Source organism: Ruegeria sp. CE6 (assembly GCF_056537485.1).
On sequence record NZ_JBQFRR010000003.1, the window covers coordinates 412,583 to 433,018 of the forward strand.

Below are 20,436 nucleotides of genomic sequence, written 5' to 3' on the forward strand. Positions count from 1 at the left end.
TATCGGGTGCGCTGGTTGTACATGGGCGGATCGATGGCCGAAGGCTCAAAGTCGACGAAAAAAGGAGGGCACAACTCATCAGCCCGCGCTGGCAGCAAGCTTGGTCCAAAAGCTACAAAGATCGTGCCGCGCGTCTCAGTCATTAAGGCATCATGCACCTATCAGGTGAACCACTGTCATCGGCTGTTCGGATATGCTTGGGCCTTACTTATGGCGGGAACGGCGTTTACCGCAGTTTTCATGCACCAGACACGGTTATGGGGGAGCTACTCTCCCATCCACCTGTTGATTCCGGTTACACTTGTTAGCCTTTTTCTGGCGAGCAAGGCGGCACGTCAGGGAGACATCAACCGTCACAAGGTGCTTATGATATCCCTATTTGCTTTGGCGCTTGTGGTAACGGGCTTGTTCACGCTGTTACCTGGCCGCGTCATGAACACTACACTTTTTGGTGCTGTTCATATCTGAATCGCCGCATCGCCTAGCGCCTGATCTAGACTCGTTGTGACTTGATCCACATCCTCCATAGACAGGCAAAGCGGGGGCACCATGCGTAGGCATTGCTGGAACGGACCGGATTTCGATAAGATAATTCCTTGTGCGCGGCAAGCCTCGAAGACCTCGGACGTCATCGTCTTGTCAGGTGTTTTGCTGTCGCGGTCGATCACGAATTCCAGTGCCAGCATCAGACCGTGGCCTCGAACATCTCCGATGGCCTTATGCTTAGCTTTCAGATCGTTCAGGCGCTCCAACAGCTTTGCACCAACGGTCTTTGCGTTCTCTTGCAAACCCTCATCGCGCATTACCGCAAGGACGGCACGCGCGGCGGCAGCAGAGGTCGGGTTCGCTCCATAGGTGTGGAACATGAACTTCTCGGCCATTGGCTCTGCGATATGTTTCTTGGCCACAACGGCGCCGATAGGAAAGCCATTGCCCAAACCTTTAGCCATAACAATTATATCGGGAACCACGCCGTCCGCCTCAAACCCCCAGAAGTGATCGCCAGTGCGGCCGAAACCGGATTGAACCTCATCCGCGATATAGAGCCCACCTGCTGTGCGTACTCGTTCTGCCGCCCCCGACATGTATCCCGGCGGCATCTGGTGGATACCGCCATAACCTTGCACACTCTCAACCAAAATCCCGGCCACCTGGCCGGATGTAGCGGCATTGATCGTGTGTGTGATCTCATCAAGATAAGGCGCAGTGCCGGGGCCAAAAATGCCGCGATACTGGTTCGGATCAGCGACAAAGGCCACGTTGCCGGGCATGCCCGGGTGCCGCCACCCAGAAATACCCGTGACTGATTGCGCTGCAGCGGTCGGTCCATGATAGGCGGTCCTCAAAGCGAGCAAATCAAGATTGCCGGTGAAGGTCCGCGCCATCGTCATGGCCAGGTCGATGGCCTCAGACCCCGAATTGGTAAGATGCACCACCCAGTCATGACCTTTTGGCATTGTGGCAGCAAGTTCCTCTGCCAAATGCGCAGGCGTCGGGTGATAGAACATGGTCGTACAATGGGTGAGTTCTTGCGCCTGTTCCATCGCTGCGGCGACGACCCGGGGATGCGAATGGCCGACAGAGATGCAGACGTTCATTCCCAGAAGGTCCGTGTATTTCCGCCCGTCCGTATCCCACAGATACTGACCTTGCCCCTTCTGAAATACGATTGGTTCCCGGAACGGTGTGAAACGGGTCAGTGAGGCCGCATAGAACCGATCACGCCGCGCCGCGGTGCTGTCAAAGTTCCACTCGGTATGCAGGGGATGTTCGATCATTTGGCGGCTCCAGCTTTCAAACGGGTATTGTCAGGGTCATATGGAGGACGCGGCAGAATGGTTGCCCGCCTGTGCTGCCCTAGGATGGAAACGGTCAAGTTTTCGCGTGCGGTTGGGTCGCGCAGGTACGCCAGTGCGAGCACCTTGCCGGTGCGATGGCCATAAGCACCGGAGGTGATGATCCCAACCGGGTGCTCCCGATGCCAAATCGTGTGGGCATAGAACGGATCGACTTCGCCTGCCTCAATCTCCAGCAGAACCATGTCCCATTCTTGACGCCGGGTGTTGCGCAAGTCTTTGCGGACAAAGGGTGTAAGTCCGGCTTCTAGCGGGCTGCGTTCCGTTGTCAGGTCGCTTCCCCAAGCGCGATAGCCCTTTTCCAGCCGCATCGAGTTGGCGGCATAGGCGCCATAAAAGCCAAGGCCATGGGGTTGGGCGGTCTCTTCCAGTTTGGTGAAAAGCGCAACGGCCTGATCGCGCGTAACATGCAGCTCCCACCCGCATTCCCCAAGGTAGGACACGCGCAGGGCTCGCACGGGGATACCAGCGATCTCGGTTGCCTGCGCGGTGAGCCACGGCATGCTGGTGAGTTCGGGCAACACATCGGGTGATTTCGGGCCCATGACACCGATCACGGCCAGATCTTCGCAGCGGTTGGTAACGGTGACCTCGAACGCCGCCGCTGCCTTGATCAACTGATCCAAGTCGATTTCCTCGGCCGCAGCCGCGCAGGTCAGGTAGGCATGATCCTCGGCCAATCTGGTGACGGTGAGCTCTGACAATACCCCACCTGCTGGTGTTAGCATATGGGTCAGGCAGATGCGCCCCGGTTCTGGCGCGCGGTTGGATCCGAGCGCCTCAAGGAACGCCGCCACATCCGGCCCGGTGACATCGAATTTCGAGAACACCGAAAGATCGGCCATCGCAACGCGATTGGTGGCGGCATCGACCTCGGCGGCCACTGCATCGAACCAATTGGCGCGGCGGAAGGTTTCAATCGCCTCTGCGCCGGGTGTATCGGTGAACCAGTTTGGCCGTTCCCAGCCATGGGCCGCTCCCATTACCGCGCCCCGTTCGACCATCAGCTCATGCAATTGAGACAGACGCAGGCCACGACCTGCAGGTCGTTCCTCGTGGGGATAGTGGACACCAAATTGTAAGCCGAAACACTCAATGGCTTTGGCCACGCGATAGTCGCGATCTGCCCAGGACCCGAAGCGGCGACTATCCACTGCCAGCGCATCCATAGGCGGCGCGCCATGGGTCATCCAATGCGCGAGGAACCAGCCTGCGCCGCCGCCCTCCATCACACCCATGGACGAGCCGGTCAGCAACCACGCGTTTTGCAACCCATGCGCCGGACCAATCAGCGGGTTGGCGTCGGGGGTAAAGGTGATGGGGCCGTTGATGACCGATTTGATGCCCCCAGTTTCCAGCGCTGGAATGCTTGCCATGGCCGCCTCGATGATATCTTCTACCCGGTCTAGGTCAGGCGGCAGCAAGTCCGCACCAAATTCGGGCGGGACGCCATCCACGGACCAGACCTGTGCCTCTTTTTCGTAAGGTCCAAGGATCAGCCCATCGCGTTCTTGCCGGACATACCAGCTTTCTTCGGGGTCGCGGATGATCGGCAGTTCAGGCAGCCCCTGAGTAATCCGGTCTTCCACGACCTGTACAGTATCGGTTACCAGATATTGGTGTAGCACCGGGACAGAGGGGATGTTCAGCCCCATCATTTGGCCGATTTCCCATCCCCAAGTGCCAGCCGCGTTGACTGCATGTACCGCCTCAACCGTGCCTTTGGGCGTGTCGATCAACCAATGGTCGCCATCGCGCCGGATCGCGGTTACTGGGCAGTTGCGCCAGATCTGCGCGCCGCCCTGGCGTGCCACCTCAGCCATGGCGTTGGTGGCAAGCGTGGGATCGACGTGGCCGTCATCGGGTTCATAGATTCCGCCCAACAGACCGTCGAGTCTTGCCAGCGGATGCAACTCGGCGATGCGTTCGGGTGCCAGGACTTCCAGCGGATAGCCCGTGAAATCCGACAGGCCTGCGACATGGCGAAACTCATCCATCCGGTCCGGGTTGCGCGTGATCCGCATTGCGCCAGTGGTGTGAAACCCGCAGTCACGGCCCGTCTCCTGTGGCAAAATATCCCGATAGAGTCGCACGGACGTGGCACGCAGTTCCTGAATCGTCGGATTGTGCGCGAAATGGGTACACAGGCCCGCTGCATGCCAGGTTGAGCCATGGGTGAGGTCGTTCTTCTCCACCAGCAGCACATCCGTCCAACCCACTTTGACCAGATGATACATCAGCGAGACGCCCATCGCGCCGCCGCCGATGATGACAACCTGTGCCTTGGTCACGGTGCTCATTGTCCACGCATCCTTTCATTTTTCGGGTCAAAGGGCGGGCGCTGCAACGGGGTGGCAGCATAGTTTTTGCCAGCGACCTTTACCGTGAAACTACGTGCGCAAGTTTGAGCTTTCGCCTCACTTGGGTCGGTGGACACAAGAGCAAAGCAAAGGTTCAGCCCGGTGCGAGGTCCACGCGCGCCGGAGGTTGTGAACCCGACATGTCGACCCTCTTCAAAGATGGGTTCATCGTGCAGCATCAACGCCGAACCTTCGATTTGCATCAGGACAAGACGTTTGCGGGTGCCCTGTTCCTTTTGTTCCTGCAAAGCTGCCTTGCCGGTGAAGTCCTTATTCCAGTCGATGGTAAAGCCAAGCCCCGCTTCCAAAGGTGTGACGGTCGGATCAATGTCATGGCCCCAGTGTTTGAAGCCCTTTTCGATCCGGCAGCCATCAAGCGCATAGTGCCCAAGCGGCGCAGCGCCTGCAGCGATGAGCGCGTCGAAAACGCGCACTGCGACAGCATTGGGAAGGGTTAATTCCCAGCCGTATTCACCGACAAAGCTTACGCGGGTGGCGCGCGCATTTTGGCCTTCGACCTTAAATTCGCACACCTGACCCATTGGCGCATTTGCCCATGCGACCCCGGCATCCAGTTTCTGCAGCACCGGGCCACTGCCTGCGCCCATGACACCAAGTGTGCAAAACTCCTCGGTCACATCCGTCAGCGTCACGCCATCGGCCAGATTGCGTCGCAGGAACGCAAAGTCACGAGCACGGGTCGCGGCACCCGATGTGATATGGAAACGGCTGTCGGCGAGACGAGAGACGGTGATATCCATCTCGATCCCGCCACGGTCGTTCAGGATTTGGGTGTAAACTGCTTTGCCGATAGCGACGTCCATCTGCGCGGTACAAAGCTGGTTCAGCGCGTCAAGAACACGCGGCCCCGTGACGTCTATCTTGGTAAAGGGGCTGAGGTCGATCAGGGCCGTGCCCTTGGCCATAGACGCAGCTTCGTTTTGGGTAATCGGCCACCATCCTTGAGCGCCAATAGAATACGCCTGCGCCTCGCCATACCAAAGCCCTCGCTCCCACCCGGCGGTTTGTCCAAACTGCGCCCCAAGGGCAGCCCATCGATCATGCAGTGCGGACCTAAGCATCCCGCGCCCGGCCTTGGGCTGTTTGTAAGGCCAATGCAGGTTGAAGAGGTCCGCGACGGCCTCTTCCATCCGTGCTTCCAAATGCGCGGGCGTTGCCGTAAGTGGGTCGACCCGGGCGACATCCACCTCCCACATGTTCATTGGCGGTTGGCCATCGACCATCCAATCGGCCAAGGCGCGTCCGATCCCGGCCGAGGACATAACACCCACCGAGTTCATGCCTGCGCCGACAAACAGACGATCAACGTCAGTTTCCCCGACTAGTGGGCGTGTGTCGGCGGTAAAGCTCTCGGGGCCGTTCATGAAATGCTGCACGCCTAAGTGCTCCAACGCGGGGCAAAGCTCCAAAGCCGCCTCCATAAAAGGGGCAAACTGATCCCAGTCTTCTGCCATCTCAAGGAAAGGTCGGTTGCCTTCTGGCCCGTATGGGTTCCAGCATTTGGCATTGGGTTCAAATCCGCCAATCACCAATTTTCCGGCATCGCCCTTGATATAGATGCCTCGATCCAGATCGCGGATCACTGGGAAAGGGTCGGGCAGATCGGGGAAGGGTTCGGTCACAACGTACATATGCTCAACCGCCTGGAGCGGTAGCGCGACCCCGGCAGTCGCAGCCAGCTCTCGCGACCAGGCTCCTGTCGCGATGACCACCTGGTCCGCTTCCATAGTGGTGCCGTCAGCAAGTGCCACGCCCTTTGCTTTCCTGTTTTCGGTGATCAGCCTTTCGACCTCGACGCCTTCACGGATCGTTACACCGAGGGTCTTGGCGGCACGAGCATAGGCCATACATAGGTCGACCGGGTTCACATTGGCGTCTTCCGGCACATGCAATGCGCCGACATGTTTTGAAAGATCGAGCACGGGCAGCGGAACATCGCGCGCAGCGATCACCGCTGGCGTTAACCCTTGCGTCGCGCCGAGGTCAGCAATCCGGTGAAATTCGTCCATGCGCGCCGGTTCGCGCGCCAGCCAATAACCCCCGGTGCGTCGATATCCGGTGGACATGCCTGTCTCTTGCTCCAGCGCCGGAAAGACCTCAAGCGCGGCAGAGGCAAGTACCGTCATATTGGGCGTCGCGCGCAAGGGGCCAACAATCCCCGCCGCATGCCAGGAGGTGCCCGACGTCAACTGGTTGCGCTCCAGCAACGTGACATCATCTGCGCCGCGTTTCCCAAGATGATAGGCTACGCTAAGGCCAATTGCGCCGCCGCCAATGATCAAAATGCGGCTCATGCAAACCCCTGTTGACGCAAGCTTTTCAGCACCACTAGGCTAACCACATGACTATACATGCTTTGTGGTGCCACCCACGCTCGGTTTCGACGGCGTTTGAACGGATCATGCGCGAGCGTGGTGATCTGTCGGTCCTGCACGAACCGTTCATGTACCACCACTACCTTACGACCAAGGATCGGCTTTTCCCGGGTTTCACTCCGGAACCGGGACATCCGGTGACCTACGATGAAATCCGCGCCATGATCCGCAAGACCGCGCAGGGTGGTCTGGTTTTCTTCAAGGACATGGCGTACTACGTCGCCGACAGACTGCCCCGCGATGCAGGGTTTGCGGGCGAAATGACCCACGCCTTTTTGGTGCGCAATCCCATCGAAGCCGCGCTTTCCTACGCAAAGCGCGATCCTGAGTTTACGCAGTTGGAGTTGGGGCATGAGGCGCAATGCAGGCTTTACAGCGCGTTGACCGAGCTGGGCCATAGCCCGTTGGTGATTACTGCAGATCAGTTGCGCAATGATCCGCAGACCACGTTGCGCCGCTACTGGGCACATGTGGGGCTTACGTTTCTGGACCATGCGTTCACGTGGAACGATGCTGTGCCGGATGGATGGGGTTCGGTTCAAAGCTGGCATACCGAAGTGCTGCAAAGCGGGGCGATCAAGGCGCCTGAAGCGGTCGACTTCCAAGCAGAGCTTCACCAGCTCGGAGAACCCTATACCGACATAGCTGCGCATCACGTACCGTTCTACGAGCGGATGTGTGAGATTGCAGAAAGCCAGGCCCATCAGAAGTATTCCTGATCTGGTTTTTCGGCTTTGCGGGCGGCGATGTAGTCCTTGAGAGCTGCATCAATGTCTCGGTCGAGGCCAGGGTCCTCATACCCTGCTAGTCGTTCCTTCCAAATGACGTTGGCCCGCACGGCCGCATCCTGTTCACCTGCCGCGTGCCATTGCTCGAACGAGTTATCGTCGGGTGTCCACGGGCGAAAGAGCGCAGTCATGAAGTTGGCTTGCGTATGTTCAGACCCAAGGAAATGTTGCCCCGGCCCTGTTGTGGCAATAGCCTCCATCGCCTGAGCATTTTCGCTCATATCGATCCCGTCAAAAAAGCGTCCGATCTTGCCGCACAGATCATGATCAATCACGGTTTTTTCGAACGAGGTCACCAACCCCCCTTCGAGCCAGCCGGTCGCATGGTTGATCAAGTTGGCACCGGCAAACATCGACATCATCAGACCCCACGCGGCCTCTTGCTGGCTTTGTGCATCGGACAGTTTGGACGAACTTAGTGTGCCAACAGTGTGCAGGGGCACCCCGAGCCTGCGCGCAAGTTGCCCCGCGGCGAGAACCATCAACCCGGCCTCAGGTGTGCCAAAAGTTGGCGCGCCGGATTTCATCGACATGGTCGAGGCGAAGCTGCCCATCAGACAAGGCGCGCCGGGGTTCACCAGTTGGGTTAACGTCATTGTCGCCATGGATTCGGCCAGCACTTGCGCAAGCGTGCCGGCCACGGTTGCGGGTGACATCGCCCCAGTCAGCACCCAGGGCGTGCAGGCGACGGGCTGGCCCGCGCGGGCATAGGTTTTCAGCGCGCCAGACATATGGCTGTCCATCACCAAAGGCGCATTGGTGTTAGACACGCAGTATAACGCGGGCTTCTCTGAGATGTCGCCAAAAACAATGCGCGCCATGTCAATTGCATGACCTGCCCGTTCAGCGCCGATAAAGGCCCCCATAAACGCGCGGTCAGAGTGGCGGATATGAGCGTAGAGCATATCCAGATGGCGCTTGTTGGCGGGCAGATCAACAGGTTCACAAACCACACCGCCCGAATGATGCAGCCATGGCAGCGTGTGGTGTAGCTTTACCAGATTGTTGAAGTCTTCATGGCTCGCATAACGCCGGCCGCGATCCAGATCATGCACAAAAGGCGGACCCCAGGACGGGCACAAAACCGTCGCATCGCCGCCAAGCTGGACAGTGTTTTTGGGGTTGCGGGCATGCTGTATGAACTGGCTTGGCGCGGTTGCCATGATGGTCCGGCGGCAAAAGCCGGGCGCGAACCGTACCCGTGTGCCGTCTACATCGCACCCTGCATCCGCAAAAATCAGGAGGATCTCAGGATCGTCTTGAAATTCCATACCCGTCTCAGAAAGGATGGTGTCGGCATTTGCCTCAATCTGCTCAAGCCCGGCATCGCTGAGGACACCGAAGGTTGAAAGCTTGCGCAAAATGAATGGCGCACGCGCGTCGTTCGGTGAGCGTTGCTTTGCCGTTTTTTTGCGGCGAGAGGTGCGTATGCGAGACATGTGATAACGATGCCGCAGCGATTGACCAAACCCAAGAAAATCTAAATAGTATTAGAAATTCTTATACTAAGGATGAGCCGTGCTTGATCGCTATAAAATGTCACCCAGTCTTATGCGCTCGCTTGAGGTGTTCCTTGCGGTAGCAGAAACAGGTCAAATGCGGGCTGGAGCGAGCCTGCTGAGTCTGTCACAACCCGCCGCATCTCAGCACATTTCCGCGTTGGAAAAGGCGTTCGGCACGACGCTACTGGACCGCAGCACGCGACCCGCAAAACTGACATACGCTGGTGCACGACTGCACGGCAAAGCGCAAAAGATACTTGATGCTTTGTCGGATATGGAAACCGAGTTGCGCCATGTCGGTGGCCAGTCCCTGACGCTGCTAAGGGTGGGCATTCAAGCCTCCGTTGCAACAACCCTTACACCGCCATTGATCGATCTTGCGCAAAAGATGTTCAACGTCGAAGATATCACATTGCACGCCGGGCAAAGCGGTAACCATGAGCATCTCTTGCGCACCAAGCAGGCGGACCTGGCAATTACATCAAACCCTTTTTTGGACATGGACGGGCTAGAGCGGCATCACATTTTGACTGAAAAATACCTCTTGGTTCTTCCTGAAGCATACAACGGACCAACTGAAAGCCTGGAAGCAATCCAGACGCGGCTGCCTCTTGTACGTTTCGGAGATACGACCAATGCAGGACGCCAGATTGCCCAGCACCTGCGACGATTGCGCTTCGAGCCTGACAAAGTCATACAGGCAGATCGCTCCAGCATGGTGACTTCCTGCGTTTCGACAGGACAGGGTTTTAGCCTTTTGACCCCGACGCTGTTGATCGATGGTCTCGTTGAAAACATGGCTTTGCGATTGCAAGAATTGCCTGTTTCGGGTTTGTCGCGCACGTTGACGGTCGTTGCGAGGAAAGAGGAGTTGCAAGGCTTGCCAGCGGCCGTAGCGGAGTTGTGCAAACAAAGGCTAGCAGAGCGAATAACTCTCCACATGGGTAATATCGGAGTTAACAGTGTGGAGCTCGAGCGGTCTAGTAGCTCAGTCTATAGTTGAATGGCGGTTGGCTAAATCGCCTGACTTCAAGACAAAATAACAGAAGCCGACATTCCGTCCGCAAAGTTGGAGATCGGGTTTGTCCGCATTGCGGTCGTTTTCGGCGACTTGCTTGTACGTCCACTTTGCGGACATTGCTGCCGTTCACTGTTTTGGACCCAGCAGGAGCGAAGGCCCAAACCGGACCAAGATGCGCGTGAACGGCGTAAGCCGACCTACACAGGGCTCATTAGGGGCCGCCTGATGTTTCTGCGTATTCGTTAAGCACGTCCCAGACAATTTCTTGCATCCATGCCGCCTGCACCTTGTCCGGCCCGCCCTGCGTCAGCATCGTTGGCGGCAAGCCACGCGGATCGCCGTCGTAGATCACCGCGAAATGTGCCAGTGCGATGAGATAGTTACCCATCTTGTTGGGGTGAATGCTATCTGAAAAAAGGTCGTGAATATCATTGAGCCCCGGGGCTGTGCCTGATGCAATTTCGTCATAAGCGCGAGCCATAATCAGAGGGCCAGGGATCATGTCCATTTCAGGCATCCCATCGGGCCGGTTTGCGTTGACGTGATCAAGAATGCTTTGCCACCGCACCATCTCCAACGGCAGTCGTTCGCGAAATGTCAAATGACCTTCAGGGTCGTTGTGGCGATTTTCAAAACCCGGACCGCTTTCGATATCGACCCAGCTTGCATAGAGCACGGACCGAGCGCCATCACCATTCGCGCCATGCTCCCACGCATGGCTCGCCCAATGCAAAGCCCAGTGTTTGCTGTCATGATGGTCCATTGTGTTTGTCAGTGCGACACGTTCGGTGATTGCTAGAACGTCGTAACGGGCCATCACCTCAGGCTGACGGATATCCGGGTTACTCGCATTTTCCCATCGCCACTCCATCGGACTGCCCGGAATTGTAGCCTTGTCCAGTTTGCCGCCACGCATACTGGTTACACGTACCATGATCTCAAGCGGACCGATGACGCCATCGGTGAGGCTATGACCTGATTGTACGACGCGTAGCGCCGGTAGCCGCTCAGAGGCCGCAGCGCCAATCCCGAACGCCATACTTGCAAAGCTTGCCAGCACTAGTGCCTTGACCCGGTTGCTTCGATGTAAATTCATGTCAATCCTGAAAGGTTATTCCTAGGAGTGTACAAAATATATGGCTGTGTGCACAAACGCGTTAGGCTCTGAGCGCATCACAAGTGAGAGTCTTGAGGGTTTTCGGATCAAAATCATGCGGCCTGACTGCGTGAGTGCGCGGGCTCAAATTGGCCATTTCTGACAACTTTCGAAATGTGTAAAGTTGGCCTAGTTTTTGCTGTCCCTGCTTAGGTGCATCTAGCTAACCAAGGTTGGCTTGAAGAGTATAGCAGCTGCCAAAACACTGCGACTAGCCGACGTAGGCTCATTTCGCTGCGAAAGACCGCTTTTCTGCCTTTAACAGCCAATGCCGCGTCTTAGCCTGATGTCTGCTTTGAGCCCTAAGCGACCATTGCTGAACCTCAGGTCAACTTCCGCTTGTCGGCAAGGAGGCAGAGACCACTGTATGACCTCTGCCTCATCACTTCATCTATTGAAGAACTCTGCTACAGCGTCCGTCGACGCCTTTACTGCCTCGGGCTTGTAGTAGAAGTCCACATGAGAGAACTCATCAAACGCTAACTCCTCATGTTCATTCGTCAGCTTCGCGACAAACTGCGTGGAGCACGGCGCTGTAAAGGCCGTGCTGCTGTAGATGGTTAGGGACGGCTGCACGATCTTATCGGCATAAGCCTCTCCAATGGAAATCAGAGACTGCATGCCCTGATCGCCGATATGCATGTTGGTATAGGTCGGAACCGCAACCGGGCCTTTGACTCCATCGCGTCCGTAGTAGTCATAGGATTCTCCGGCCATCGGGTTGACACCCGATCCAACAAATTCTTCTCGGGTTTGCTCATCATTTAGCCCAAATGGTTCGACATAATCCGGCTCGCCGGTTTCATACATCTTCTGCATCGAGGCGTTCGAGGCCGCGATTTGCTGATTGACCATATCGCGGTCGGTCCATTGAAAACCATCAGCCGCCATCATGCCCGACACCATGGCGATCTTCTTGATGCGATGATCGGTCACGGCGGCGGATGCGATGATCGAGCCGCCTTGGCAAACACCCAGACCGTAAATCTCGTCAACGAACGGTAGAGTGCCGAGGTAAGACACGGCGTCCCAGGTGTTTTCGATCAGCCGGAACATGTAGCGGGATTGCTTGTACTCTCCGGGCAGCGCAGGGGACGAGCCCATGCCGAGGTAATCGAAACCGAGGTAGATGAAACCCCGCGCGGCCATTTCCGGCCCGTAAGTAGCCGGGATCTGATCTTTGACCTGCGGGAACGGGCTGGCCCCCACGATGGCCTTGTAGGTCTTGGTCTCATCAAAGCCTTCGGGCAGGTAGAGATCGCCCGCCAAATCCACGCCAAAGGATTTGAAGGTGACTTCGTTTTTGCCCGCTGTGAGATTTTGAGTTGTCATGGTCTTGGTCCTTTCGGGATCAGGCAGCATTGCGCCTTGCTAAAGTAAATCGTTGAGTTTACTTATGGTGAGGCAAGTGTTTTTGTAAACACTTCTTTTTACTTTTTGAGGTAGAAATCTTGAAACGTACTGAAAAAAAACGAAAAGATATCATCGATGCGGCCATCGATGAGTTCAAAGAGCAGGGGTTTCTGGGGGCAAAGACCACTTCAATCGCCAAAAAAGCGAACGTATCGAGTCGCACGCTCTACAATCACTTCGAGAGCAAGGAGGCTCTCTTTGAGGCGATCTCACAGATCATGCTGGAGCAGAACCGGAGCATGGAGCCAGTGCCGTATGATCCGGATCGAGAATTCGTTGAGCAACTGAAGAACGCCTTGTGGCGCTACATTGGGGTGATCACCGATGAGACCGCCATCGGATTGAACCGGATGGTCATCTCAGAATTGATCCGTGACCTTGACCGTTCCCGGCAATTCTTCACTGAAACAGCAACACATGATTACCCAATAACGAGGCTGATCAGCGAAGCCATGGATGCAGGCGTGATCCGAAAGGCTGATCCGGTTCTTGCGACCAACCAGCTTCTGGCGCTTGTAAAAAACTTCTTCTTCTGGCCAGAGTTCTTCCTTGGCGAGAACCCAACGCCGAAAGACGTACTGGACGATTGTGTCGCGATGTTCCTAAAGCACTACAAAGCGGACGTTTAAACGGCCATCACGAAGAGCAGGAAAGTCCGCAGGACTGACGTTCGGCATAAGCTAAGGGAATGTCGGCTTCGCCTTTTTCCTTGAATACTCGATATCGGTGCGGGTTGAGCAAATTCGCAACCAGCCTTGTGCAAAGAAAACAGGTTCTAGCCCGCACGGGCGAGGCTTACGCCCCGCCATTTGCTAGGGTGTCCCGCTTCCAAAGAGGTTGCAGGTTGCTGTAACCGCAAAGTTCGGTGAGGTGCTCCAAAGACCGAGCAGCCGAAAGCCCATAGATCGGTCGGTGTGATCAATCCAGTATAGCCTAATCTCATTCCCAAAGGTCTCTCCCGAGGAAATCATTTTGATTTTCCATTGGACCGATCCAAAGAAGCTGTTTCCTCCAAGGCAGTTAAGTGCGTACCCTTTACCTCTAAGGAACAATCCTCTGGGTAGTCCAACACGGTTTTGAAGTTTCGATTCCCGTGCATTCATCCTCAAATAGTCTCCAAGTTCTCGTTACAAGACCCTGAGTAAACCATTGAAAATGAAGGGAATGGTGGGTGATGAGAGACTCGAACTCCCGACATCTTCGGTGTAAACGAAGCGCTCTACCAACTGAGCTAATCACCCGTGAGGGCTCATGTAGCTAAGCCCGTGCGTGGGTGCAAGAGGGTATGGCACAATTTCTTTTGCAAAATTGCGCAAGGTTTCAGATCAGCGTTTAGGCAACTGGGCGCGGTTACCAATCGAGCAAACTCATGTGTCATATCGTGGTTGAATAGCGAAATGCGGATATCGCTGTTCAGGCGAGGCGGATCAGACACGTTGTTTAGCGATTGAGCGCTCTACCTCGGGAGTTTCCGGTTTTAGAGAAGCGCGACAGCATATTGATCTTGGGTTGGGCGATTCTCGTTTTCCACCGAATTCTGAGTTCAATATGGGCCGTAGCTTTGGTTGTAAGGCCAAAGGGCCTTGCCTGCCACGTGTTGCCTCCGATATGCCCAGAGGGATTGCAACCCTCTGATCCGGAGGCAAAGAATGACGGGCGCCTGTCGCTGTCTGATCGCAGCTTTGGCCTTCTGCGCGATACTCGCTGCCCCGGTTCGGGCCGAGGGCGTGCTGGTTTTTGCCGCCGCCAGCCTCAAGACCGCACTGGACGTGATTGCCAGAAGTTATGAGGCTGAGACCGGGCAAGAGGTGACGGTGTCTTACGCGGCCTCCTCGGTGCTGGCACGGCAGATACAAGCGGGGGCGCCCGCCGATCTGTTCATTTCCGCCAACGAGGATTGGATGGACGTGCTGCAGGATCAGGGCCTGATCGATGCCGCTTCACGTATTGAGTTGCTGGGTAACGGGCTGGTTTTGGTTGGTGCGCCGGGGGCTGACACGGCCGAGATTGAGGCGGGGTTTGACCTGAGCACCCGTCTAGGCAGTGGGTATCTGGCCATGGCTTTGGTCGATGCGGTGCCTGCGGGCATCTATGGCAAGGCCGCGTTACAGGGTCTGGGACTTTGGGGCGATGTTCAGGACCAGATCGCCCAGACGGATAATGTACGCGCCGCGCTGGCGCTGGTTGCGACGGGGGCGGCACCTTTGGGGATCGTCTATCGCTCGGACGCTGTGGCTGATGAGCGGGTCGGGGTCATCGGTGTCATCCCGGCAGATATCCACCCGAAAATTGTGTATCCAGCAGCCCTGACTTCTACTGCAGGACCTACGGCGCACGCGCTTTTGACCTATTTGCAAGGCAATTCCGCACGGGCCGAATTTGTGAGGCAGGGGTTCTCCCTGCCCGAAGGGTAGTACGATGGGATGGTTGGGCCCGGCAGAGATGGAGGCATTGCGCCTGTCGCTGCGCGTATCGTTCTGGGCAACGCTGATCACGTTGCCCTTTGGGATTTTCATTGCCTATGCGCTTGCGCGCTGGCGGTTTCCGGGGCGCCAGTTGCTGAATGGTCTGGTTCATCTGCCTCTGATCCTGCCGCCGGTGGTGACCGGCTATCTGCTGCTGCTGACCTTTGGGATTCAGGGGCCGTTGGGCGCGCCTTTGGCCGAGCTTGGGATCGTTTTTGCTTTCCGATGGACTGGCGCTGCGCTGGCTGCCGGGATCATGGCTTTTCCGCTGATGGTGCGCGCGATCCGGTTGTCGATCGAGGCGGTAGAACCAAAACTGGAACAGGCAGGCGCCACTTTGGGGGCGTCGCGTCTGCTGGTCTTTGGAACGGTAACGCTGCCAATGATCCTGCCTGGGGTCATTGCGGGCGCGATCCTGGCGTTTGCCAAGGCGATGGGAGAGTTCGGGGCCACGATCACCTTTGTTTCGAACATACCCGGTCAGACGCAGACGTTGCCCTCGGCAGTCTATGCGTTTTTGCAGGTTCCAGGGGGTGAGGCGGCGGCGACTCGGTTGGTGATCATCTCGATCATCGTCGCCATGGGCGCGCTTTTACTGTCGGAGTATGTCGGCCGTCGTGTGGCCAAACGCGTGGCCGGATCATGAGCCTGTCCGTTCGCCTGCAACACCAGCTGCCCGGGATGAAGCTGGACCTCGATTTCGACGCACCTTCCGGTGTAACGGTGCTGTTTGGGCGTTCTGGTTCGGGAAAGACGACGGTAGTGAATGCAGTCGCTGGGCTATTGAGGCCCGAGGCCGGGCGGGTCGCGGTCGGCGATTGGGTGTTGTTCGACACGGATCGTGGGGCATGGCTGCCGCCGCATCGGCGGCGTCTGGGCTATATCTTTCAGGAAGGCCGTCTGTTCCCGCATATGACCGTGCGCCAAAACCTGAATTATGGTCGCTGGTTTGCACCGCGCGGGGCACGACGCGAAAACCCGGATCGGGTGATCGAGATGTTGGGTGTTGGCCATCTGCTGGACCGCCGCCCAGCGATGCTATCGGGGGGTGAGAAACAGCGCGTCGCCATTGGCCGCGCCCTGCTGGCCAGCCCGCGCCTGATCCTTGCGGATGAGCCTCTGGCCGCGCTCGACGACGCGCGCAAGGCCGAAATCCTGCCCTATTTCGAACGGTTGCGGGACGAGGTCTCGGTCCCGATACTCTATGTGACCCATTCGGCGGCCGAGGTTGCCCGGCTTGCAACGTCCGTGGTTGCGCTGCAGGACGGGCGTGTCGTGCGGCATGGTCCCGCGTCCGATGTTCTGTCGGACCCATCCGTGGCCCCTGCAGGCGTGCGCGCGGTGGGGGCCGTTCTGCGGGTCCGTGTTACGGCGCATCACGACGATGGCCTGTCCGAACTTGATGCCGGTGGCGCTCGTCTTTACCTGCCTCGGATTGCCCATCAAATCGGCGAAGAGCTGCGTATTCGTATTCCGGCGCAAGAGGTGATCCTGTCCAATAGACCACCCGAGGGTCTTTCAGCCTTGAATGTGTTGTCGGGGCAGGTCGAGGCGATCCGGGCAGGTGAGGGGCCCGGTGCAATCGTGTCGGTCAAAACAACTGCGGGTGTTGTGCTGGCGCGCGTGACCCGACGCTCGGTCGCGGCGCTGGGTTTGCAGCAGGGCAGTACATGCTATGCGGTGATCAAGACCGTCGCGCTGGCTCCACAGGATGTCGGGGGGCGGGTTGTCTAGGACCTAGGCAAGCGCACGCGCCTCATGTTCGCGCAGGATCAGCCGCGCAGCAAGGCCGAAGCCGATATGTTCGTCCGAGGCGCGCTCGGGGAATATCTCGGCGAGTTCCTGCAGCGCGTCAGAAGACAGCGTGTGGAGGGTTTCTTCACCCAGAAACAGGCTTTCGGCCTGAGCCCCTTCGGCAAACAAAATCTCGTGCCTGTCCAGCAGAATATGCAGGTATTCGACCGGCTCATCACCGGTATCAATATCTATTCCCGGCCACGAGCACAGATGTTTGGCGGCGACCAACACTTCGGGCGCGCCAAACAGAATCTCGACCTTGGGGCCGCGGATCAGGAGGCGATGCTGTTGAGACACCAGTAAGTCGCAGGATGGGACACCAGGTCCCAGACTACCTGCGGTCACTCGCACCGGGCGCATCGCAGGATTTGCGCGCAACCGCTCGGGCGACAAGGTGCTGCTTTCGATCCAGCGGATCGGCTGTATTCCGTGATCGGCAGTCAACACGTCGTCATCGACGCGCAGGGTCTCAATCGCGCGCTGGCCTTCCGCCGTTTCAATTAGAGTGCCTGCTGTGAAGCATACGCCTTCGATAGTGATATCAATGATCTGGGTCTGGGTTCCACTGAAGGTGAAGAAACCATTGGCGAAATTGGCGGTGACCGTCACCTCGAACGAGTCCAATTGGATTTCTCCGTCATCGAGGCTATCGAAGAAGGCCGGGTCGACGGTATAGGTCCATGTACCGTTCGCATCTATTGAGGCGGTGCCGAAATCCGGTTGATCGGAGATTGCCCAGGTGGCCCCGGTGAAGGTTCCGAAATCCGATGTTGCGGTGACATCGAGGTCACCCGAAGCGACATTCGGAGGAAAGCCGGTCACGTCGCCCGTGATATCGCCCGATATGGTTACAACCGAAGTCATCCGTTTTCCTGCTCGAGCGTTCTGGCAAATTCGGCATCGCGGTAAAGGCGCATATGCACCTGTTGCTGGTCATCGCGTGTCCATTCGACGATACGTTTTGTGGATAGGTCGCTGCTGAGGCGATTGGTGCGCACGCGTGGGTGCGGGATGTCCCGTTTCAGCATGTCGACGATCTGACGAGTTTGGCCGAAGGGTGCCACCATATCGATGATCCAGAAGGATGAGCCACTGGCGAAATCGACATCTCTCAGCGGCTCTTCCTTCACCGCATAGCGATATTCGGCTTCCGGGCTGAGACCGGCAAATGTCACGAATCCGCGCGGAAAGCCGTTTTGGCGGAAGATGTGATACTGGCCCAATCTCAGCGGCGTTTCGAACGCATAGAGAACCTGTGCCAAACTGCGGTTACGATGCGTTTTGGTCAGGGCAGCCAGATAAAATAACGCACCGAAGTCGGCGTATTTTTCACCTGAAAGATCGAACCAGTCTTTGGGAAATGACTTTTCCACGGGCCACTCTGGAAACTGCTGATGCTGAGATCATAGCGCACCACATATTCAAAGAAAGAATTTTCACTCAAGCTGATGTGTTACGGGTTGAGTTAGACCTGAGGCCCGGTTTGACTATATTGATTCGTATAGGCTGGTTGGTCCCACGTCGTCTCAGCCGTGATCGCGTTTTTCATAGGGTGTTTTATATGCGTTTTCTTACATGCCTCTCTTTGACAGCCATCATACTGGCCCCCACCATTGCGCAGTCTCAGGGCGTTGGTTTTGGCTATAAACTTAGACCGCAGTTCAGAACCCAGATCACGCCGCTTAAGGATGGAACCTATGAAGTGAAGCCTGTCGGTGGATCCTCGGCCGCGGTCACCTATTGGTGTGGAATTGGGGATTATGCAGTTCGCACATTGGGAGTTTCAAACTCGCAGCGGATTTATGTTTCCAAAGCTTACGAGAAAGGTGTTCGCACAGTGCAGTTTTCGCTAACTCCACCGCCCGGCGCGGATACCAATCCGGGATATTCTTTGACCGTCAACAGGGTGGGTGAGAACCTGTCCGCCGCTTCGGCGCAAAACTACTGCTTTGATAATTCCATCGATATGGGGTTTTAGCGGTCAGACCCATTTGGCCAAGGGCGGCAGACTCATCAGAACAGCATCGGGGTCGTGCCCGGTTTCCAGACCAAACTTGGTGCCCCGGTCATAGACCAGATTGTATTCGGCATAGAGCCCACGATGCACCAGCTGGGTGTTTTTGGCCGCGTCGTCAAAGCTTTGCACCCGGCGTTTTTCGACCAGAGGCAGAAAGGCGGGCAGGAAGGCGCGACCGATGTCCTGCGTCAGCGCAAAATCCGCCTGCCAGTCGCCGGTGCAATAGTCATCCATGAAGATCCCGCCGACACCCCGAGCGCGCTTTCGGTGGGGGATATAAAAATACTCGTCAGCCCAATCTTTGAGGCGCGGGTAGTGGCCGGGTCCGTGCGGGTCGAGATGCGCTTTTTGGGTGGCGTGGAAATGGGCGGTGTCGTCGTCATATTCGATGCAGGGATTCAGGTCGGAGCCGCCGCCGAACCACCAGGCATGTGGGGTCCAGAACATCCGGGTGTTCATATGGACCGCAGGCACATGCGGGTTCTGCGTATGGGCCACAAGGCTGATGCCCGAAGCCCAGAACCGGGGGTCGTCCTTCATCCCCGGAATACCCTTGCGCGCAGCCATCGCGTTTTGCGCGCGCTCACCCAGCGTACCAAAGACGGTTGAGACATTAACGCCCACCTTCTCGAACACGCGGCCCCCGCGCATCACCGACATCAGCCCGCCGCCCGCGTCGGAGCCATCGTCAGACTGCCGTTTAGTTTCTTTGACTTCGAACCTTCCCGGCTGAGAATCCGAGAAGGGGCCTGAGATGTGGCTGTCTTCCAACGCTTCGAAGGCGGTTACGATGTCATCTCGCAACTGGCGGAACCAGGCAGAGGCGGTGGCTTTTTCTTTATCGAACATTGGGATCAGTGGGCCGGGGCTGCGACAGGGTCCAGCAGGGTGCGGCCTCCGTCAATGGTTAGAATTTGGCCTGTCATGAAGCCCGCAGCGTCCGACGCGAGAAATTGCGCGGTTTCGACCAGTTCGTTCGGAGCGGCAATCCGGGAAAGCGGAGTATGTTTTTCGATGTCGTCCCGGAAATCTCGGTTTTCTTTCAGCGTTGACTGCAATGAAGCGCTCATGACTGATCCCAGTGCGATGGAGTTTACGCGAATGCGGCTGGGCGCAAGTGCAACCGCCAACGAACGGGTCATCTGATCCAGCGCAGCGGTCGAAACGGAATAGGCCATCAGATCGGGATGGGTGCGGCGTGCGGCAATCGAGGACAGGTTGATGATTGACCCGGCAGGGTTCTCATCGTCTCCATCAGCCTGTTTGATAAATCGCTTAGCCACTAGTTGGCTCAGTCGCAGCGCGGGCATCAGGTTCTGGTTCAGCAATGTGCGCACGGAATCGTCATCGGTGTCCAGCGGGTCCGACGGGATCACCTGCCGTGCACCATTGATCAGGATATCAACCTGATCAAACGCATCCAGCGTGGCCGAAAGCAGATTGGCGATGGTCAGCTTTTCACGCAGGTCACCGGCGAAATAACGGATGTTGCTGTCATCCGCCTGTTCGCCCAGCTCATCGGACAGGCGCTTTTCATCCATATCGGCGAACATGACATTGGCGCCTGCATCGGCAAAGTGCCGTCCGATGGCCAGTCCGATGCCGTTGGCACCCCCGGTGACGATTGCGGTCTTGCCCGCGATGGAAAAGGACATGCGAATCCTC

The 20,436-nt window shown here is 57.2% G+C and carries 18 protein-coding genes and 1 tRNA gene; 8 read left to right on the forward strand and 11 right to left on the reverse strand.

The genetic code is table 11. The features are described 5' to 3' along the window. Positions 1-33: 33 nt before the first annotated feature. Complete coding sequence (locus ACR0DK_RS16020; protein WP_223117598.1) at positions 34-468, forward strand: DUF2306 domain-containing protein; 435 nt, start codon at positions 34-36, stop codon at positions 466-468. On the opposite strand, the gene ACR0DK_RS16025 is transcribed toward ACR0DK_RS16020, so the two are convergent. The 3 genes from ACR0DK_RS16025 to ACR0DK_RS16035 are packed head-to-tail and all read right to left on the reverse strand — an operon-like array spanning position 459 to position 6,531. Next, positions 459-1,778 carry an aspartate aminotransferase family protein gene (locus ACR0DK_RS16025; RefSeq protein ID WP_480737064.1) on the reverse strand — a complete coding sequence of 440 codons (1,320 nt, stop codon included), beginning with the start codon at positions 1,776-1,778 and terminating at the stop codon, positions 459-461. The genes ACR0DK_RS16020 and ACR0DK_RS16025 overlap by 10 nt on opposite strands. After that, positions 1,775-4,156 carry a GcvT family protein gene (locus tag ACR0DK_RS16030; protein ID WP_480737066.1) on the reverse strand — a complete coding sequence of 794 codons (2,382 nt, stop codon included), beginning with the start codon at positions 4,154-4,156 and terminating at the stop codon, positions 1,775-1,777. The genes ACR0DK_RS16025 and ACR0DK_RS16030 overlap by 4 nt, the downstream gene beginning before the upstream one ends. Next, positions 4,153-6,531: a GcvT family protein gene (locus ACR0DK_RS16035; RefSeq protein WP_480737068.1), complete on the reverse strand. Its 2,379-nt coding sequence runs from the start codon at positions 6,529-6,531 to the stop codon at positions 4,153-4,155. The genes ACR0DK_RS16030 and ACR0DK_RS16035 overlap by 4 nt, the downstream gene beginning before the upstream one ends. 47 nt (positions 6,532-6,578) lie before the next feature. On the opposite strand from ACR0DK_RS16035, the gene ACR0DK_RS16040 reads away from it, so the two are divergent. Next, positions 6,579-7,331 carry a sulfotransferase-like domain-containing protein gene (locus tag ACR0DK_RS16040; RefSeq protein ID WP_170396015.1) on the forward strand — a complete coding sequence of 251 codons (753 nt, stop codon included), beginning with the start codon at positions 6,579-6,581 and terminating at the stop codon, positions 7,329-7,331. Here ACR0DK_RS16040 and ACR0DK_RS16045 read toward each other — a convergent pair. Continuing rightward, positions 7,316-8,839: a trimethylamine methyltransferase family protein gene (locus tag ACR0DK_RS16045; RefSeq protein WP_170566487.1), complete on the reverse strand. Its 1,524-nt coding sequence runs from the start codon at positions 8,837-8,839 to the stop codon at positions 7,316-7,318. The two genes, ACR0DK_RS16040 and ACR0DK_RS16045, sit on opposite strands and share 16 nt — an antisense overlap. Positions 8,840-8,918: 79 nt before the next feature. On the opposite strand from ACR0DK_RS16045, the gene ACR0DK_RS16050 reads away from it, so the two are divergent. Next, on the forward strand, positions 8,919-9,905 hold the full coding sequence (locus tag ACR0DK_RS16050; protein ID WP_480437742.1) for a LysR family transcriptional regulator: 987 nt from the start codon (positions 8,919-8,921) through the stop codon (positions 9,903-9,905). Positions 9,906-10,134: 229 nt separating this feature from the next. Here the strand turns inward: ACR0DK_RS16050 and ACR0DK_RS16055 are convergent, their stop codons facing one another. Beyond that, positions 10,135-11,019, reverse strand: a complete 885-nt coding sequence (locus ACR0DK_RS16055; protein WP_480615532.1) for a hypothetical protein — start codon at positions 11,017-11,019, stop codon at positions 10,135-10,137. Positions 11,020-11,466: 447 nt separating this feature from the next. Next, the gene (locus ACR0DK_RS16060) at positions 11,467-12,411 is read right to left on the reverse strand and encodes an alpha/beta hydrolase (RefSeq protein WP_170566494.1); all 945 of its coding nucleotides are present in this window, start codon (positions 12,409-12,411) and stop codon (positions 11,467-11,469) included. Positions 12,412-12,530: 119 nt separating this feature from the next. On the opposite strand from ACR0DK_RS16060, the gene ACR0DK_RS16065 reads away from it, so the two are divergent. Further along, entirely contained in the window at positions 12,531-13,121 is a 591-nt protein-coding gene (locus tag ACR0DK_RS16065; RefSeq protein WP_223117602.1) for a TetR/AcrR family transcriptional regulator, read from the forward strand. A 536-nt stretch (positions 13,122-13,657) separates the two neighbouring features. On the opposite strand, the gene ACR0DK_RS16070 is transcribed toward ACR0DK_RS16065, so the two are convergent. Next, positions 13,658-13,733: transfer RNA gene (locus ACR0DK_RS16070), tRNA-Val, on the reverse strand. Positions 13,734-14,141: 408 nt separating this feature from the next. On the opposite strand from ACR0DK_RS16070, the gene modA reads away from it, so the two are divergent. The 3 genes from modA to modC are packed head-to-tail and all read left to right on the forward strand — an operon-like array spanning position 14,142 to position 16,691. After that, positions 14,142-14,906 (forward strand): molybdate ABC transporter substrate-binding protein, encoded by a 765-nt coding sequence (modA, locus tag ACR0DK_RS16075; RefSeq protein WP_480737071.1) that lies wholly within the window; start codon positions 14,142-14,144, stop codon positions 14,904-14,906. A 4-nt stretch (positions 14,907-14,910) separates the two neighbouring features. Further along, the gene (gene modB, locus ACR0DK_RS16080) at positions 14,911-15,603 is read left to right on the forward strand and encodes a molybdate ABC transporter permease subunit (RefSeq protein WP_480737074.1); all 693 of its coding nucleotides are present in this window, start codon (positions 14,911-14,913) and stop codon (positions 15,601-15,603) included. Then, a complete protein-coding gene (gene modC / locus ACR0DK_RS16085) occupies positions 15,600-16,691 on the forward strand; it encodes a molybdenum ABC transporter ATP-binding protein (protein ID WP_480737075.1) in 1,092 nt (363 codons plus the stop codon). Before modB ends, modC begins: the two co-directional genes overlap by 4 nt. 3 nt (positions 16,692-16,694) lie before the next feature. Here modC and ACR0DK_RS16090 read toward each other — a convergent pair whose 3' ends face one another. Both ACR0DK_RS16090 and ACR0DK_RS16095 read right to left on the reverse strand, forming a co-directional pair. Further along, positions 16,695-17,618 carry a Hint domain-containing protein gene (locus ACR0DK_RS16090; protein ID WP_223117604.1) on the reverse strand — a complete coding sequence of 308 codons (924 nt, stop codon included), beginning with the start codon at positions 17,616-17,618 and terminating at the stop codon, positions 16,695-16,697. Continuing rightward, a complete protein-coding gene (locus ACR0DK_RS16095; RefSeq protein ID WP_170408881.1) occupies positions 17,615-18,127 on the reverse strand; it encodes a toxin-activating lysine-acyltransferase in 513 nt (170 codons plus the stop codon). The genes ACR0DK_RS16090 and ACR0DK_RS16095 overlap by 4 nt, the downstream gene beginning before the upstream one ends. A gap of 188 nt (positions 18,128-18,315) precedes the next feature. On the opposite strand from ACR0DK_RS16095, the gene ACR0DK_RS16100 reads away from it, so the two are divergent. Next, positions 18,316-18,732 carry a hypothetical protein gene (locus ACR0DK_RS16100; protein ID WP_170396038.1) on the forward strand — a complete coding sequence of 139 codons (417 nt, stop codon included), beginning with the start codon at positions 18,316-18,318 and terminating at the stop codon, positions 18,730-18,732. A gap of 3 nt (positions 18,733-18,735) precedes the next feature. Here ACR0DK_RS16100 and hemF read toward each other — a convergent pair whose 3' ends face one another. Next, positions 18,736-19,620: an oxygen-dependent coproporphyrinogen oxidase gene (hemF, locus tag ACR0DK_RS16105; RefSeq protein ID WP_480737079.1), complete on the reverse strand. Its 885-nt coding sequence runs from the start codon at positions 19,618-19,620 to the stop codon at positions 18,736-18,738. Positions 19,621-19,625: 5 nt separating this feature from the next. Continuing rightward, positions 19,626-20,426, reverse strand: coding sequence for an SDR family NAD(P)-dependent oxidoreductase (locus ACR0DK_RS16110; RefSeq protein WP_170408883.1), 801 nt, complete (start codon positions 20,424-20,426; stop codon positions 19,626-19,628). Positions 20,427-20,436: the final 10 nt, after the last annotated feature.

Excerpts from the sequence above, each read along its gene's own strand:
- ACR0DK_RS16020 (WP_223117598.1), top strand. The coding sequence starts at position 34 with ATGGCCGAAGGCTCAAAGTCGACGAAAAAAGGAGGGCACAACTCATCA.
- ACR0DK_RS16025 (WP_480737064.1), bottom strand. The coding sequence starts at position 1,778 with ATGATCGAACATCCCCTGCATACCGAGTGGAACTTTGACAGCACCGCG.
- ACR0DK_RS16030 (WP_480737066.1), bottom strand. The coding sequence starts at position 4,156 with ATGAGCACCGTGACCAAGGCACAGGTTGTCATCATCGGCGGCGGCGCG.
- ACR0DK_RS16035 (WP_480737068.1), bottom strand. The coding sequence starts at position 6,531 with ATGAGCCGCATTTTGATCATTGGCGGCGGCGCAATTGGCCTTAGCGTA.
- ACR0DK_RS16040 (WP_170396015.1), top strand. The coding sequence starts at position 6,579 with ATGACTATACATGCTTTGTGGTGCCACCCACGCTCGGTTTCGACGGCG.
- ACR0DK_RS16045 (WP_170566487.1), bottom strand. The coding sequence starts at position 8,839 with ATGTCTCGCATACGCACCTCTCGCCGCAAAAAAACGGCAAAGCAACGC.
- ACR0DK_RS16055 (WP_480615532.1), bottom strand. The coding sequence starts at position 11,019 with ATGAATTTACATCGAAGCAACCGGGTCAAGGCACTAGTGCTGGCAAGC.
- ACR0DK_RS16060 (WP_170566494.1), bottom strand. The coding sequence starts at position 12,411 with ATGACAACTCAAAATCTCACAGCGGGCAAAAACGAAGTCACCTTCAAA.
- modA (WP_480737071.1), top strand. The coding sequence starts at position 14,142 with ATGACGGGCGCCTGTCGCTGTCTGATCGCAGCTTTGGCCTTCTGCGCG.
- modB (WP_480737074.1), top strand. The coding sequence starts at position 14,911 with ATGGGATGGTTGGGCCCGGCAGAGATGGAGGCATTGCGCCTGTCGCTG.
- modC (WP_480737075.1), top strand. The coding sequence starts at position 15,600 with ATGAGCCTGTCCGTTCGCCTGCAACACCAGCTGCCCGGGATGAAGCTG.
- ACR0DK_RS16090 (WP_223117604.1), bottom strand. The coding sequence starts at position 17,618 with ATGACTTCGGTTGTAACCATATCGGGCGATATCACGGGCGACGTGACC.
- ACR0DK_RS16100 (WP_170396038.1), top strand. The coding sequence starts at position 18,316 with ATGCGTTTTCTTACATGCCTCTCTTTGACAGCCATCATACTGGCCCCC.
- hemF (WP_480737079.1), bottom strand. The coding sequence starts at position 19,620 with ATGTTCGATAAAGAAAAAGCCACCGCCTCTGCCTGGTTCCGCCAGTTG.
- ACR0DK_RS16110 (WP_170408883.1), bottom strand. The coding sequence starts at position 20,426 with ATGTCCTTTTCCATCGCGGGCAAGACCGCAATCGTCACCGGGGGTGCC.